The organism is Helcococcus ovis, from assembly GCF_004524775.2.
GTDB classification, from domain to species: domain Bacteria; phylum Bacillota; class Clostridia; order Tissierellales; family Peptoniphilaceae; genus Helcococcus; species Helcococcus ovis.
This window is the reverse complement of sequence record NZ_CP119081.1, coordinates 541,793-559,360: the sequence shown is the minus strand read 5'-3', so window position 1 is coordinate 559,360 and position 17,568 is coordinate 541,793. Positions and strand designations below refer to the sequence as shown.

The 17,568-nt window shown below is 27.2% G+C and carries 13 protein-coding genes; 1 reads left to right on the top strand and 12 read right to left on the bottom strand.

Annotation, left to right across the window (positions count from 1 at the left end):
* Positions 1–77: 77 nt before the first annotated feature.
* From EQF90_RS02600 to purE, 12 genes are all read right to left on the bottom strand, one after another.
* A complete protein-coding gene (locus tag EQF90_RS02600) occupies positions 78–1,682 on the bottom strand; it encodes an ATP-binding cassette domain-containing protein (RefSeq protein WP_134711956.1) in 1,605 nt (534 codons plus the stop codon).
* Complete coding sequence (locus EQF90_RS02595) at positions 1,675–3,342, bottom strand: ATP-binding cassette domain-containing protein (RefSeq protein ID WP_134711957.1); 1,668 nt, start codon at positions 3,340–3,342, stop codon at positions 1,675–1,677. The genes EQF90_RS02600 and EQF90_RS02595 overlap by 8 nt, the downstream gene beginning before the upstream one ends.
* Positions 3,336–3,722, bottom strand: a complete 387-nt coding sequence (locus tag EQF90_RS02590) for a YbaN family protein (RefSeq protein ID WP_134711958.1) — start codon at positions 3,720–3,722, stop codon at positions 3,336–3,338. The genes EQF90_RS02595 and EQF90_RS02590 overlap by 7 nt, the downstream gene beginning before the upstream one ends.
* 406 nt (positions 3,723–4,128) lie before the next feature.
* Entirely contained in the window at positions 4,129–5,778 is a 1,650-nt protein-coding gene (locus tag EQF90_RS02585) for a formate--tetrahydrofolate ligase (protein ID WP_134711959.1), read from the bottom strand.
* A 6-nt stretch (positions 5,779–5,784) separates the two neighbouring features.
* On the bottom strand, positions 5,785–7,023 hold the full coding sequence (gene purD / locus EQF90_RS02580; RefSeq protein WP_134711960.1) for a phosphoribosylamine--glycine ligase: 1,239 nt from the start codon (positions 7,021–7,023) through the stop codon (positions 5,785–5,787).
* Positions 7,023–8,543 carry a bifunctional phosphoribosylaminoimidazolecarboxamide formyltransferase/IMP cyclohydrolase gene (gene purH, locus EQF90_RS02575; protein WP_134711961.1) on the bottom strand — a complete coding sequence of 507 codons (1,521 nt, stop codon included), beginning with the start codon at positions 8,541–8,543 and terminating at the stop codon, positions 7,023–7,025. Before purH ends, purD begins: the two co-directional genes overlap by 1 nt.
* Before the next feature lie 13 nt (positions 8,544–8,556).
* Positions 8,557–9,117 (bottom strand): phosphoribosylglycinamide formyltransferase, encoded by a 561-nt coding sequence (gene purN / locus EQF90_RS02570; protein ID WP_134711962.1) that lies wholly within the window; start codon positions 9,115–9,117, stop codon positions 8,557–8,559.
* Complete coding sequence (gene purM, locus EQF90_RS02565; protein WP_134711963.1) at positions 9,114–10,118, bottom strand: phosphoribosylformylglycinamidine cyclo-ligase; 1,005 nt, start codon at positions 10,116–10,118, stop codon at positions 9,114–9,116. The genes purN and purM overlap by 4 nt, the downstream gene beginning before the upstream one ends.
* A complete protein-coding gene (gene purF, locus EQF90_RS02560) occupies positions 10,115–11,533 on the bottom strand; it encodes an amidophosphoribosyltransferase (RefSeq protein WP_134711964.1) in 1,419 nt (472 codons plus the stop codon). Before purF ends, purM begins: the two co-directional genes overlap by 4 nt.
* Before the next feature lie 4 nt (positions 11,534–11,537).
* A complete protein-coding gene (locus EQF90_RS02555) occupies positions 11,538–15,203 on the bottom strand; it encodes a phosphoribosylformylglycinamidine synthase (protein ID WP_245152918.1) in 3,666 nt (1,221 codons plus the stop codon).
* A complete protein-coding gene (locus tag EQF90_RS02550) occupies positions 15,196–16,233 on the bottom strand; it encodes a 5-(carboxyamino)imidazole ribonucleotide synthase (RefSeq protein WP_245151216.1) in 1,038 nt (345 codons plus the stop codon). The genes EQF90_RS02555 and EQF90_RS02550 overlap by 8 nt, the downstream gene beginning before the upstream one ends.
* Positions 16,233–16,709, bottom strand: a complete 477-nt coding sequence (gene purE / locus EQF90_RS02545) for a 5-(carboxyamino)imidazole ribonucleotide mutase (RefSeq protein ID WP_134711967.1) — start codon at positions 16,707–16,709, stop codon at positions 16,233–16,235. The genes EQF90_RS02550 and purE overlap by 1 nt, the downstream gene beginning before the upstream one ends.
* A 168-nt stretch (positions 16,710–16,877) precedes the next feature.
* Between purE and EQF90_RS02540 the strand changes: the two genes are divergently transcribed.
* Positions 16,878–17,561, top strand: a complete 684-nt coding sequence (locus EQF90_RS02540; protein WP_134711968.1) for a phosphoribosylaminoimidazolesuccinocarboxamide synthase — start codon at positions 16,878–16,880, stop codon at positions 17,559–17,561.
* Positions 17,562–17,568: the final 7 nt, after the last annotated feature.

Below are 17,568 nucleotides of genomic sequence, written 5' to 3'. Positions count from 1 at the left end.
CTATGAATAAAATTAGTATGTAATAAAAAAAATATTGCCAAAATATCCTAAATAAAACTTATGGCAATATTCTTAATCTACTTAATTTGTCTAATATTTCCATTATTAACTTCATATACCTTATCGCATACATCAATAGGTGCTTTTCTATGAGAAATAATAAAAATTTTAGTATTTTTTATATTTGTTAAAATTTCTAAAAATATTTTTTCATTTTGCAAATCTAGGTTACTTGTAGGCTCATCTAAAATCATTACTGATGATTCACTTAATAAAGCTCTAATTAATTCAATTCGTTGAAGTTCTCCAGATGAAAATGGTATTTTTTCGCTGCTCATTTCTGTATCAAGCCCATCTTTCAATGTAGTAAATTTATCATATAAATAAACCTGTTTTATTTTTTCTATAATTTTATTATCAGGAATGTTTTTTCTTAATGTTAAATTTTCTCTCAGTGTTCCATTAAAAATATATGTTTTTTGAGGCACATAATTTATATTTGACCTGATCGAGCTATTTGAAATTCTCTTTATATCCTTTGAATTAATTAAAATATCTCCTATACTCGTTTGATACCACTTCATAATAATCTTAACTAAAGTTGTTTTACCTTCACCGCTTTTCCCAACAATTCCAATAATGTTATCAGAATCAAAATTTAAATTTATATCTTCCAATACCTTTTTATTTGTATTTGGATATGAGAAGCTTAAGTTTTTAATTTCTATAGAATTTATGTTTTCAATATTCTCATTACCATCTGTAACTAAACTTTCTTCATCTAAAAATGAAATTAAATTCTTAGATGACTTTAATGTTTTTGAAAGTGATAGTGATAAATTAGTTAATGCTATTTGTGTATCAAATGTAAAAGGATAAACTAATAAATAAATTTTATCTAAATTTGTCATACTTGAATAATTTAATAAAAATAAAACAAACCATGAAATTAAAATAGTTATACTTATTATGTATCTTTTGTTAATAAATATAACAGCATTTCTATTAGAAATTTTTATCTCTCTATTTATTTTTTTCTCAATTTTATTTAATTCTTTATTAACTAAATTAAATTCTAAAATTTCCTTTTTTCCATTCATAATATCTGATACTAATTTACTTAAATTTAATTTTTCTATGTTTAAAATATTAGAATTTTTAGAAATTGTATTTTTCATGAAAAACGGATATATAAATCCAACTATAATATAAGTAATTGGAGCTACAATACCAGTTAATCCAAATTGATATATCATAAGCACTCCCATTAATAACGTCATAGAAATAGCTGTAATAACAGGTACTATCGTATGTGCAAAAAATACTTCTACAAGTTCAATATCTGTATGTATTATGGACAAGACCATTGTACTTTCCTTATTATCCATCTTTGCAGGTGCTATTTTTCTCAATTTGTCATAAACTCTTATACGAAAATCTGACAAAAGCTTAAATGCTACTAAATGCCCAAAATATTGTTCCAAAAATCTAAATGCAGAAATTAAAATTATTGAAATTACAAATATTCCAATATAAATATAATTAATTTCTAAATTAAATAATATATAAAATAAATATCCTAATTCTAAAATTGTCCCAAAACTTGCAATAAATGCAAATATATAACTTATAAATAAATATTTTGTTAAGTGATTTATGTAGGATAAAAGTCTTTTAATCATTATTTTCTCCTATTTTGGCATTATATAAATTAAAATAATTTTTGTTGTTTTTTAATAATTCTTTATGTTTATTGCATTGAATTGTATTATTATCAATAAAAATTATATTTTCATCATCATCTATTTCCTTAAGATTATGAGTAATTATAATTACAATACTTTCTTTTTTTAATTTATTAACTGCCTTATTTATTTTTTCTGAATTATTTTTATCAATACTCGAAGTTATTTCATCAAATATATAGATGTCCTTTCTTGACATTATAAGCCTTAATAAAGATATTTGCTGTTTTTGTCCCGGCGATAACATTTTTCCATTTTCGCCAACCAAGGTATCTAATTTTAGTTCAAGATTATTTACAAAATCTAATAAATCATATTTTTTCATACTTTCGTAAATGTCTATTTCATCGTTAATTTGTAAATTTTCTCTTATAGTAGTATTAAATAAATAACTTGAAGTACCTAATGTACCAATTTTTTTTAATTTTTCATAATAATTTAATTCATTTATATCTTTATTATTTAATAAAATTTTTCCTGAATCTGGAGATATTACCCCTGATATTAATTTTGTAATGGTTGATTTTCCCTTTCCATTCTCCCCGACTATCTTATAAACATTTCCTGTCTTAAATTCAAAATTTATATTTTTTAGTAAAGTATTTTGTGAATCATAAGAAAAATCTACATTTTCTATTTTAATTGTATTAATTTTTTCATTGAAATTTATTTTGTCATCATTTTTAAATTTAATTTTAGAATATGCTATTGTAATTGGCTTAATTGCAGATTTAACAACGTGCATGTAAAACCCTATTTCCCTTGTAAATAACAAAAGATTTATTAATATCATGCTTAATATTATACCTTGGATATTGCTAATATTACCTAACTTTATTTGTATAATATTATAAATAACCCCCAAAATTGAAAATAAAAAAACGTAAAAATTAAGTATAAATAGAGTCTGTAACTGTGCGTATAACAAATCCATTGTTTTCTGTCTAAAATTTTCAGAATCTTTCTTAAAATCATCAAAAAAAACTTTATCTTGACCATACATTATTAAAGTATTTATCCCATTTAAATCATTTAAAAACCTTTTTCCAATATTTAAAAATGTATTCATGTGAACCCTATTTACAGTATTGATTGACTTCATAAATAACATAATACTTCCACCCATAACAAAAAAATACAAAATATATACCAAAAAGTTGATGGATTTAAAAAGTATTGAAAATAATAAAATGAAAATAAGTCCAAAAATTATTCTAAAAAAAGCAGGAAATATTATTTCATAAATATTATCCAAACGTTCTAAATTTATCATATCCCCCTGGATAATATCTACAACATTATAGTGATTATAATCTTGTAATACACTCTTAAAATACATTTTTTTTAGGTGTAATTTAGATTTATTTGACCAAATATTTATATAATTTTTGCCCCATATTGTATAATATGATAATTGAAATATAAATGTAAATATTAACATTATATAGAATAATTTTGATACTTTTTGGTTATTAATTGTAAGTAAAATTATATTTGCAATTTGAATAAAAATTATAATATTCATCCAATCCATAAATGTATTCAGTATTGCAAATTTTCTATATTTTTTTTCAATACAAAATAACTTTTTTAACATATTTTCTCCTTTTTTTTAGTTTTAATCCTAAATATAAAATATATTATATGAAATATCCATACAATAAAAAGTATTAAACATGGAATGTATAAGCTTTTTCTAAACATCATAAAGAAACCGACTCCCATCAATAATGTAATGAAACACATGACTCTTATTTTTACAGAAATTGGCATTTCATTTTTTTCAACAAATGACTTTAAATTTTTTTCATATATTTTACTTTTTATAAACCAATTATGTAATCTAGTCGAACCTTTAGCAAAACAAATAAGTGCTAATAGTAAAAATGGTGTAGTGGGTAATATAGGCAAAAATATTCCCAATGTGCCTAAAAATAATCCAATTAATCCTAAAATTATGTAAAATATTTTTTTCATTTTTTATAAGGCCTCCTTAATTTTACATTTTATAATACCATAAAATATATAACAATATATATTTTTTTATACCGCAATATAAAAGTGATGGTGTTATACTAAACAACAATATAAAAATTATATCGAAAACAGGCACTAGATATCAAAATAAACCACCTAAAAAAAATTGGCAATTTAATAAAAATAAAAAGGATTCATACAATAATATGAATGTTGTTAAAATATCATAAAAAATATTTAGAACACAAAAAGCCAGAGACAAATATTTCTAAATGTCTCCGGTATAAAGTCCAACTTTTTGGATTCATTTCAAAATCCAAGGCTTATATATGTGTTTTATTAAATTTTTTATAATTTAAGATTTATTACCTATTCTAAAAATTATATTATTTTAATATTCATTTTTCTAAAAAAGATTAATTATATTTTCATTTTCATCAATATCTATACTAATTGCATTTGGTATTTTAGGTAACCCGGGCATTGTAAGGACTTTATTCAAATATGCAACAATAAAACCTGCACCACTATTTATTTTCAAATCTGAAATTGTTATTTGAAAATTTTCCGGTCTGCCTAATAACTTTGGATTATCAGAAAGAGAATTTGGTGTTTTTGCCATACATACAGGTAAATTACTATATCCCAAATCATTGATTAATTTAAGTTTTTCTCTAGCAGAATCTGTAAATTTAACCGATGTTGCTCCATAAATTTGCTTAGCTATTATATTAATTTTATCTTCTATTAAATCTTCATCTTTATATAATAGATTAAATTCTTTATTATTTTTTTCAATTAAATTAACCAATTTTTTTGATAAATCAATAGCACCCTCTCCACCTTTCGACCACACTTGAGTAAGTGAAATTTCAACATCATGAGATTTAGCCCATTTCAATAAAAACTCTTTTTCTCTATCCGTATCTGTTGTAAATTCATTTAATGCAATTACAATCGGAAGATTAAATTTCCTAATATTCTCAACATGTTTTTCTAAATTTTTAATACCTATTTTCAATACTTCTAAATTTTCTTGTGCTAAATCTTTTTCCAAAACTCCACCATGTAATTTAATTGCTTTTATAGTTGCTACAATTACAACAGCTTTAGGTTTTAATTTTGCACTTCTACATTTTATATTAAAGAATTTCTCTGCACCTAAATCAGCTCCAAATCCTGCTTCTGTAATTACATAATCGCTGTATTTAAGTGCTGTTTTTGTAGCTATAACTGAATTACATCCATGAGCAATATTTGCAAATGGTCCTCCATGTATAAATGCAGGGTTATTTTCAAGCGTTTGAACTAAATTAGGTCGTATAGCATCTTTCAACAACGCAACAATAACTCCTTCAATTTTTAATTCTCTTAAATATATAGGCTTAGATTCTCTTGTATATCCCAATATTATATTTGAAACTCTTTTTTTTAAATCAAAAATATTTTCTGATAAACATAATATAGCCATAATCTCACTAGCTACAGTTATATCAAATGAACTTGATTTTGGACTACTTAATTTGCCATTACTGTAAATTTCAACACTTCTAAGTGCTCTTTCATTCATATCCATTACATAATTAAATTCTATTTTATCAAAATTTAATTTATTTCCTTGAAAAATATGATTATTTATTAAAGCCATTATTGCATTATGTGCAGATGTAATTGCATGAAAATCTCCTGTAAAATGAAGATTTATTTCATCCATTGGAACTACTTGAGCATAACCTCCCCCTGTAGCACCTCCTTTTCTCCCTAAAACAGGTCCTAATGATGGCTCTCTAAGTGCAACTGAAGTTTTTTTACCTATTAAATTCATACCATCACATAATCCAACTGTAACTGTAGATTTTCCTTCTCCTGTTGAAGTAGGATTTATAGATGTAACCAAAATTAAATTTTCTGATAAATTATCAAAACTTGGAATATTAACTTTTGCCTTATATTCTCCATATTTATTTAAATCTTTTTGAGATATATTTATTTTTGAAGCAACTTTTTCAATGTTTTTTTTATTAGCTTCTAATGAAATTTCGTAATCTGTCTTCATTTAACCTCACTTTAATGATAAATGCCCTATATCTTTCCTATAATATAAATTATCACATTCTATTTTTTCAATGTCTTTATATGCTTTTTCAATAGCCTCCTCTAATGTATGAGCAGATGCACACACAATTAAAACTCGTCCACCATTTGTAACTATTTTACCATTTAAATCCTTAGTTCCCATATGAAATATTTGAGATTTAACCTTTTCTAATCCTAAAATTTCATACCCATTTTTATAATCTTCGGGATATCCTTTAGATGCTAAAACAACTCCAACATGAGACTCCTCATTCCATCTCAAATCAATCTCATTACCATCAATTATATCATTTGCAATATCATATAAACTGGATGTCATACTTTGTAAAATTATCTCTGATTCAGGATCACCGAACCTTACATTATATTCAATAGTCTTAATCCCATCTTTTGTTTTCATCAGTCCGGCAAACAATACTCCCTTAAACTCTCTATTTTCTAAAATCATAGCATTTGCTGTAGGAATAATAATATTATCAACTGCTTCTTTAACGTCCTCTTCAGTTATGTGTTTTATAGGCAAGTATGCTCCCATTCCCCCTGTATTTAACCCCTCATCATTATCAAAAGCTCTTTTGTGATCTTGAGCTATTTTCATGGGATACACTTTATTTCCACTTACAAAACACATTAATGAAAACTCTTCCCCTATTAAAAATTCTTCAATTACAACCTTTTTACCAGCAGCATTAAATTTATTATTAATCATAATTTCTTCCAAATCAGAAATTGATGTTTCATAACTTTCCGCAATAATAACACCCTTTCCGGCTGCAATCCCATCAGCTTTAATTACAATTGGAAAATTTGAATTTTTAAGATATTCTTTAGCAGTTTCAAATTCTTCAAAAACTTCATAACTTGCAGTAGGAATGTTATATTTTTTCATTAAATTTTTAGAAAAAGATTTACTTCCCTCTAGTATAGCGGCTCTTTTATTTGGCCCGAATACACGAATTCCTTCATTTTCTAATTTGTCAACTATACCGTCTACTAAATATTTTTCAGGTCCGACAAATACTAAATCAATCATATTATTTTTGCAAAATTCTGCTATTTGATTCTCGCATATTTCTATACAAGTACCAAACTTTGCAACACCCGGATTTAGTCCAAGCATAAATATTTCATGACCTTCATTAAATAATTTATATGAAATGGCATGCTCTCTTCCACCATTTCCTAAAATTAATACTCTAGCCATCAATGCTTAAAGTGACGTAATTTTGCAAAAATCATAGAAATTCCATGCTCATTACATGCGTCAATTGAATCTTGATCTTTAATAGATCCTCCTGGTTGAATTATAGCAGAAATATTATATTCACCAGCCATGTCAACACTGTCTCTCATTGGGAAAAATGCATCCGAGGCAATTACAGCACCATCAGCCTTGTCACCAGCTTGTTTTAATGCAATTTCACAGGCACCTACTCTGTTCATTTGACCTGCACCTATTCCCAATGTTTGTTGATTTTTCACAACTACTATTGCATTTGATTTTACGTGCTTTACAATTTTATATCCAAATAACAAATCTTTCATTTCTTTGTTAGATGCTTTCTTTTCAGTAACAACATTTATTTCATCGTATAATTTTTCGTCATAATCTTGAACTAATATTCCACCTCTGACTGACTTTATAAGTTTAGAATTTTTTGATATTCTCTTAGGTATTTTATAAATTCTTAAATTCTTCTTTGTTTTTAGTTTTTCCAAAGCATCTTCATCATAATCTTCAGCTAGAATTATTTCTAAAAATAGCTTATTCATCATTGTTGCAGTTTCAATATCAACTTTACCGTTAATAGCAACTATTCCTCCAAATATCGAAATTGGATCAGACTCATAAGCCCTTGTATATGCTTCTAAAACAGTATTTCCTATTGCAACTCCACATGGATTCATATGTTTTAATGCAACACATACAATTTCATCAAATTCTTGTAAAATATCTAATGCAGCACTTGCATCCTGAAGATTATTATACGACATTTTCTTTCCGTGTAATTGCTCACAATCTTGCAATTTATATGAGCAAGCTTCATTATTTGTGTAATGTACAGCTTTCTGATGTGGATTTTCACCGTATCTTAATTCATCTTCTAATTTATATGTTAATGTTAATTTTTCAGGAGTGAAGTTAAATTTATTATTAAAATAATTTGCTATTACTGAATCATAACTTGCTGTTTTATTAAAAACTTTCGCTGCTAAATATGCTCTTGTCTCAAATTTAGTTTCTCCAATTTCAGATATTTCATCAATAATCATATTATAATCTTTATAATCTGTAACAACTGTAACAAACTTGAAATTTTTTGCAGCTGATCTTAACATGCTAGGGCCTCCGATATCAATATTTTCAATTATTTCAACATCAGAAACTCCGTCTTTTTTTAATGTTTCTTCAAATGGATATAAATTTACACAAACTAAATCAATAAAATCAATTTCATTATTTTTTGCTTCTTTTATATGTAATTCACTATCTCTTTTTGCCAATAACCCACCATGAACTTTAGGATGAAGTGTTTTAACTCTACCTTCTAAAATTTCTGGAAATCCTGTATAATATTCTATTCCAATACATTCAACTCCATTTTCAACTAAATGTTTAAGTGTCCCACCTGTTGAAATTATCTCAAAATTATTTTCTTTTAATGACCTTGCAAACTCTAAAACGCCAGTTTTATCACTTACACTAATTAATGCCTTTTTCAAATATTCCTCCTAATTAATTATCAGTTAAAATCTTTATAATGGTTTTCGGATAAAGTCTATGCTCTAATTCATGGACTTTTTGAGTAACTTCATCTAAACTTAATTTATAATCAACCCTAAATTTATCTTGTGCTAAAATTTGTCCTCCATCAACCTCTTCATTTACATAATGAATACTTATACCTATAAATTCCACTTTATCTTCAAAAGCTCTTTTTATAGAATCTTTTCCTTTGTATAAAGGAAGCAAAGAAGGATGAATGTTAACTATTTTACCTTTAAATTTCCCCAAAAAATATGGCGAAATTATCCTCATATACCCTGCTAGAAATATATATTTTACATCTTCAATATTTTCCAAAATGTATTTCTCATAATCTATTTTTGAATCAAAATTTTTAGGATTAACTATAAGTGTTTCAATATTTAGCAATTTAGCTTTTTCAATTACACTTGCTTTTGGATTGTCACAAACTAAACATCTAATATTAATTAAATTTTTCAACTCCGGATTAATTGCCAAATTATAGAAATTTGAACCTGTCCCGGATGCAAATATTGCTACATCTATCATATTAATTTAATTCCCTCTTCATCTATTACTTCTCCCAATTTAAAACTTTCAGGGATAATTTCAAATACTTTAGAAACATCTTCTCTATTTACTACTACAGCTAATCCAACTCCCATATTAAATACTTGATACATTTCATCGTCTTCAATATTCCCTTTTTCTTGAATATATCTAAATATAGATGGAACTTCATAAGAATCTTTTTTGATTTTCATTCCCAATCCTGATTTTAAGCATCTTGGTAAGTTTTCATAAAATCCTCCACCGGTTATATGAGAAATCCCTGCTATTTTTACATTTTCAATTAAACTTAATACTTCCTTTGCATAAATTTTAGTTGGAGTTAGAAGCTTTTCACCAATTGTAGTATCCTCAAATTTTTCTGATAATTCAATTTTATTGTCACTTAAAATTTTTCTAACTAATGAAAATCCGTTTGAATGAAATCCCGAAGACTTAATACCTATAACAATTTGCCCTACTTTTGTATTTTCTTTAGATATTAACAATTCTTTTTCTTGTGCTCCAACACAAAATCCTGCAATATCATATTCGTCTTCTTTGTAAAATCCCGGCATTTCAGCTGTTTCTCCACCTATTAATGCAATATTTGATTCTACACATCCATCAGAAACACCTTTAACAATTTCTTCTATTTGCTTTGGATTATTTTTTCCAACTGCTAAATAATCAAGGAAAAATAAAGGTATTGCTCCTTGTGCTAAAATATCATTTACACACATTGCTACTACATCAATTCCTATAGTATCATGCTTATTTAACTCAAATGCTAATTTCAATTTTGTACCAACTCCATCAGTTCCACTTACAAGCACAGGATTCTTAAAATTATATTTTGAAAGATCAAAAACTCCTCCAAAACCTCCAATCATCGACATCATTCCTTTATTTTTAGTTCTTTGAACATGCTTTTTTATTCTTTCTACAGATTCATATCCATTATCTAAACTAACTCCCGACTCTTTATATTTTTGACTCATTTTAACCTTCCTTGATTTAAAAACACTTTTTCAATTTCTGTTAGTTCTTCATTAAATATTTTTTCATAATCACACAAATCATCCGTATATTGTCCATTAAAAATATCGCTTGTAATTCCGTTAAATTTAGAATCAAGCTCAAATCCAACCGCCTTTTGCAATCCTTCTAAAGTTAAATATTCTAGTGAGTCCGCTCCTATTTCTTTACATATTTCTTCCTTACTTTTATTTGCCCCTATCAAATTTTTTGATGATTGCATATCAATTCCCGTATAACTTGGAAATAGTATCATTGGAGAACCGATTCTCAAATGAACTTCTTTAGCCCCCGCATCTTTTAATAAATCTACAATTCTTCTGGATGTTGTTCCCCTAACTATTGAATCATCCAATAATACCACTCTTTTATCTTTTACTACATCACTTAGTGCTGATAATTTCATTTTCACCCCTAAGTCTCTTAAATCTTGAGTTGGTTGAATAAATGTCCTCCCCATATATTGATTTTTAATTAATCCCATTTCATAAGGTAAATCTATTTCTTCTGCATAACCACTAGCCAAAGACAATGAGGAATTCGGTACCCCGACTACAATATCTGCATCTACAGGACTTTCCTTAGCTAAAATTTTCCCGGAATTTTTTCTAACCATATGAACATTTTTTCCTAAAATTGTTGAGTCCGGTCTGGCAAAATATATAAACTCCATTGCTTCGATTGTAATCTCTTCAGCTTTTGTAAAATTACATTTTTCATACCCTTCATCAGTTATCTTAAAAATTTGACCAGCACTAATATTATCAACAAATTTTGCACCAATAACATTTAAGGCACAAGTTTCAGATGCAATCATTAGAGAATTATTTAATTTTCCCAAAACTAAAGGCCTTCTTGAATGCTTATCTACAATTCCATACATCGCATTATTTAATAATATAATTATCGAAAATGCTCCCTTAAGTTTTAATAGAGCTTCTTTTAATCTTTCTTCAAATTCTTTTTTTAAACTTCTTCTTATCAAATGAACAATTAATTCTGCATTTGATGATGAATGAAATACCGCTCCCTCTTCTTCCAGTTTTTTTCTAAGTGATTTAGCGTTTAATATATTTCCGGAAAAAGATATACCAATATGTTCATCATAAAATTTAAATAATAAAGGCTCAATATTTTGAATATTATTTGTATCATGGCTTGAATACCATACCGAACCTAAAGCACAATCTCCGGTTAAATTTTCTAAAACATTTCTATTTTTAAAAACTTCATTCAATAAACCTATGTTTCTATATCCTTTTATTCTATTTCTATCGCTAGAAACAATGCCTGCTCCTTCCTGTCCTCTATGCTGCATACTGTGTAATGCTAGATATGTCAAATTTACCGCATTTTTGTTATTCCAAATTCCAAACATTTACTTAACCCCTTGTAAAATATTTAACCCCATTAGAAAATATATCTTGTCTTTCTTTTATAGTGTTTGTTTTATATAAATTATGTCCTGATCTTTCACTATGACCCATTTTACCTAAAATAAGACCATTTTCACTAATCATCCCTTCAATAGCATAAAGTGATCCATTAACATTATATTTACCATTCAATGTTGCATCTCCATCCTCATCAATATATTGAAATGCAGCTAAATGCTTAAATTTTTCAATTAATTTTCCCGTCAGTCTACCTTCTCCATGACTAAAGACTAATTCATGTTTCTGTCCAATTTCAAAATTCTGAGTCCATGGTGAATTTGTGTTGGCAACTCTAGTTATTGCAGTATCAGAAATATGTCTTAATCCTTCATTTCTAAACAATGTTAAATCGTCACTACCTAAGTCTTTTATTTCTCCATATGGCAATAATCCTGATTTTATTAATGCTTGAAATCCGTTACATATACCTAAAATTAATTTTTTGTCGGCTAAATGTTTATGAATTGCATTTTTAACTTTTTCATTTTTCAAAATATTTACAATAAATTTTGCACTACCATCAGGCTCATCTCCGGCGGAAAATCCTCCCGGAAACGCAATAATTTCAGATTTTTCAATCATTTCTACGAATTCATCTATAGAATTTTGAATATCATTTGCTTTTGTATTTCTAATTACAACCTGCGAAACTAATGCTCCAGCCTCTTCAAATGCTTTTTGAGTATCATATTCTGAATTTGTACCTGGAAATACCGGAATTACTACTCTTACCTTATCTAATTTTTCTTTATAATATTTCTTAGTTTCACAAGCATTAGAAATATTTTCCACTTTATCTTTATCCAAATTATAATAAGTTGGATAAATTTCTTCTAATGTATTCATATATGCTTGATATATCTCTTCTTTACTTATTTCCACACCATTTATTGAAATATTTTCTGTAACTTCTCCTATTAATTCAAAATCAAGTTTTTCAGTAGTTTCTACAACAATGGATGCAGGATTAAAATTAAATACTTTTTCACTATTTACTGTAAATCCTAGATTATTACCTATTGCCATCTTTGATAATGATGATGCCATTGAACCATACTCTTGAACATATGCAGAAACAACTTTTCCATCTTTTATGCATTGATTTAATTTCCCAAATAATTCAACTGTTTTTTTGATATTAGGATATCCTTTATCTGTTTTTTCAATATCTATCAAATAGAGTTTATTACCCACTTTTTTTAATTCAGGAGTTATAACATCCTTTATTTTTACAGGTGCACATGCAAATGATATTAATGTTTCAACTACATTTATATCATTAAATGTACCTGACATTGAATCTTTGCCACCAATAGAAGGTCTTCCTATTTCCCTTTGAGCAACAATACTTCCCAAAAGAGATTGTGTAACTTTTCCCCATTTTATAGGATTATCAAGTAATTTTTCAAAATATTCCTGGAATGAAAAATATAAACTTTCTTTAGTCCCACCAATTGCATAAACTTTTGCCAAAGATTCCAGCACAGCATAAATACTTGATAAAAATGGTGAATATTTTGAAATTTTAGGGATAAATCCATATGTCAATACAGTTGCAGTATCCGGTGTACTATACAAAGTAGGAATAGCTGCTACACTAGCTTGTACAGGCGTTAATTTTGTCTTTCCTGCAAATGGCATCATTACTGTCATAGCACCTACTGTAGAATCAAACATAGACACCATTCCTTTTTGATTTGATACATTTAAATCTGAAAGTTCTTTTAAAAATTTATCTTTTGAAAATTCTCTTTTTACAAATGGATTTTCTGAATCATTATCTCTTAATTCAGCTTTTGAATGCTTTCTAACTCCGGCTGTTTCCAAAAATTCTGACTTGAAATCTACAATTAATTCGCCATTATAATACATTTCTAGTCTATTTCTATCAGTTATGTTTGCAACATGAACATATTCAAGATTTTCTTTTTCACATTCTGCTACAAAATTTTCGTAATCATCTTTGGAAATCCCGACAGCCATTCTTTCTTGAGATTCGCTGATTGCAATTTCTGTAGGGTTCAATCCCTTATATTTTGTAAGAACTCTATCTAGAAAAATTTCAATTCCTTCTGACAATTCTCCAATAGCAACCGAAACCCCACCAGCACCAAAATCATTGCATTTTTTTATTAATTTTGTAACTTCCGGTTTTCTAAATAATCTTTGAATTTTCCTTTCTTCAACCGGATTCCCCTTTTGAACTTGACTTGATGCATTCACAAGAGATTTATCATTATGCTCTATTGATGAACCCGAAGCACCTTGTATACCGTCACGACCAGTTCTCCCACCAATCATAACAACAATATCCCCGGGAACTAAGGTTTCTCTTTTATAATTATCAACCTTAACCGCTCCTACTACAGCTCCTACTTCCATTGTTTTTGCAACATATGAATCATCATAAATTTCTTTCACAAATGTAGTTGCCAATCCTATTTGATTACCGTATGCACTGTTGCCTTGTGCAGTACCTTTCGAGATATCAACTTGAGGTAATTTATTTTTTAATGTATATCCTCTATTTTGCAAAATATTACCTGAACCTGATACTCTCATTGCTTGGTAAACATAACTTCTCCCTGACAATGGATCTCTAATCGCTCCACCTATACATGTGGAAGCCCCACCAAATGGCTCAATTTCTGAGGGATGATTATGAGTTTCATTTTTAAATTGAATTAACCATTTTTCCTTTTGTCCTTTATTTTCTATTTCAGTAAAAAATGAACAGGCATTTATTTCCTCACTTATTTCTATATTTTTATCGCCTAATATCTTTGTATGATATTTTCCAATAATAGATGCCATATCCATAAGCCTTATTGGTTTTGTAATGCCTAATTCCTCTCTAATTTTTATGTAATAATTAAATGCTTCTTGCATTTCCTCTTGGAATAATTTTGAATTAATTGATATTTCATCTAGACTTGTTTCAAAAGTAGTATGTCTACAGTGATCTGACCAAAACACGTCGAGAACGTACAATTCTGTTTCTGTAGGATCTCTATCTTCTTTCACAAAATATTTTTGAATAAAATTTAAGTCTTCTAAATCAAGTGCTAAAGATAATTTTTCCTTGATTTCTTCTAATTTTTGATTATTAAATATTCTAAATCCTGTTAAATCTAACATTTTTTTAGATTCTTGATTGATAATAAATTCTAATTTATTTAGATTTTTTTCTTGAGATTCAATTGGATTGATTAAAAAGTTTTTAATTTTTTGTAATTGTATTTCGTTTAATTCCTTATCAAATACAATTAATGTACCTGTTCTTATAACAGATTTATTTTTATTGTCTATTAATTTTAAGCATTGCATAGCACTATCTGAACGCTGATCATACTGTGCCGGCAAAGTTTCATATGCAATATATTTATTTTTTTCTAAATTAATATTATCATATACCTCATCTATCATAACTTCAGAAAATACAAGTTTTTTTGATTTTTCAAAAATTTCATCATCAATATCAAAAATATCATAAATTACGTATTTTTCTAATTTTGATATTGATATTCCAAACTCTAAATTTAGTAAATTCATTAAATTTTTTGATTGTACATCATATTTATTTTTTTTCTTTACAAAAATTCTTTTATTCAAAACTATCCTCCAAAAAAACATTTCCCTCAAAATTAATATGTCCTATTTTTCTATTGTTACGGGCTTCTTTTTCGTACAAATGCAAATAACATTGTCTATCTTTAACTAAATTTATAAAATATTTTTCATTCTGACCTAAAATATTGTATAAAGTCGTTTCCTTATTTGTTATTTTTCCTACCGATAATCCACAAATTGCCTCAATATGAGCTCTAAACTGCGATTTATTTGCAGATTGCATCGTTATATGGCCTGAATTATGAACTCTTGGAGCAATTTCATTAAAAATTACCTTTCCATTACTTATAAAAAATTCTACAGTTAAAACACCGTAATATTCTATGCCTGACAAAATCCTATTTGTGTATTCCACAGCTGTTTCATACTGTTCTTTACTTATATTTGCAGGAATTTTAGATCTATATAAAATATTATTTCTATGTTCATTTTCTACTACTGCTACGATATTTACGCCTTGAATATCCTTGCAAGCAACTACAGAAATTTCTTTTTCCAATGAAATAAATTTTTCTAAAATAGTATTTTCTTGTATTTCAGATATTGAGTTTATCAATGATTGCCCTTTGCCATCATATCCAAATCTCAATGTTTTCATAATATATTTTCCATCAAGTTTAATATTTTTATCATCAGAACTAAAATATTCAACTGTAGGAATATTTAATTTTTTTGCATATTCTTTTTCTTTAAGTCTATGCTGTGATATTTCTAAAATTTTTGATGATTGAACAACATTGTATTTGTTCTCAATTTGCCTGTATACATCCAAATCAATATTTTCAAATTCAAATGTGATTACATCACTTAATTCGCATAGCTTTTCTATGCCTTTAAAATCACTAAAAGCACTATGTATAAAAAAATCTGCAAATTTTCTTGCACAGGCGTCTTCACTTGGATCTAATATAGCTATTTTATATCCCATCTCTTTTGCAGACATAGCTAACATTCTTCCTAGTTGACCACCACCGATTATTCCAATAGTGCTTTTAGGTAATATAGTACTCATCATATCTTCATATCCTTTACTATATTTTCTAATTCAGTTTTAAATTTTTCATATTTTTGAGCGTACTCATCATTTTCAATTGCAAGAATTGATAATGCACTTATAGCTGCATTTTTAGCTCCAGCTACACCTATAGCCATAGTATGTACAGGAACCCCATAAGGCATCTGAACAATTGATAAAAGCGAGTCAATACCATTTAATGTGCTTGATTTTATAGGTACACCTATAACAGGTAAAATAGTCATAGATGCAATCATGCCCGGTAAATGTGCGGCTCCACCTGCTGCTGCAATAATTACACTAAACCCGTTATTTTTTGCGTTTTTTGCAAAGTCTATTAACAAATCAGGTGTTCTATGTGCACTAACAACTTTTTTATCGTATTCTATACCAAACTCTTCTAATAGCTGACAAGTCTCTTTCATTGTCTCAAAATCAGAAGAAGATCCCATAACAACAGCAACTTTAGGCATTATTTGCTCCTTATTTTTTTATTTTTTACAATTACAAGACTAGTATATCAAATATTTTTTTATTTGCAATTATTTTTTACAAAATAATTTTATTTAAATTTTAGTTGAAATTTAAACAAATTTAATGTAGTATTCTCTTGTAAAAGTTTTGTCAAAAAGGAGAAAATTATGAAATTAATTTATCAAGGTAAGACTAAGACACTCTTTGAACTTGAAAATGGTAACATTTTATTAAAGTTTAAGGATGATGTAACAGGTAAAGATGGCGTATTCGATCCAGGTGAAAATCAAATTGGACTTTCGATCGAAGGGTCAGGAAAAGCAGGATTAGAACTAACAAAATTTTTCTTTGAAAAATTAAAGGAAAAAGGAATTGTAACTCATTATGTAGATTCAAATATTGAAGAAAATACTATGGAAGTTAGAAAAGCCAAAGTATTTGGTCATGGTTTAGAATTTATTTGCAGATACAAGGCTGTTGGATCATTCTTCAAAAGATATGGAAAATATGTTAAAGAAGCTCAGGATTTGGGTGGACTTGTCGAAATTACAATAAAAGACGATAAAGCTCAAGATCCAATTATTACAAAAGAAACTCTAAATTTATTAAATATTGCGACTTTTGAACAATATGATGTAATTGTAGAACAAACTAAATTAATTTCCGATGAAATATTTGAAATTCTAAAAGAAAAAGGTTTAGATTTATATGATATTAAATTAGAATTTGGTATTGATGAAAATCAAAATATTATTCTTATAGACGAAATTTCAGGTGGAAACATGAGAGTTTACAAAAATGGTGAATATATCCTACCATTGGAATTACACAAATTAGTATTAAACAAATAAGGAGCAT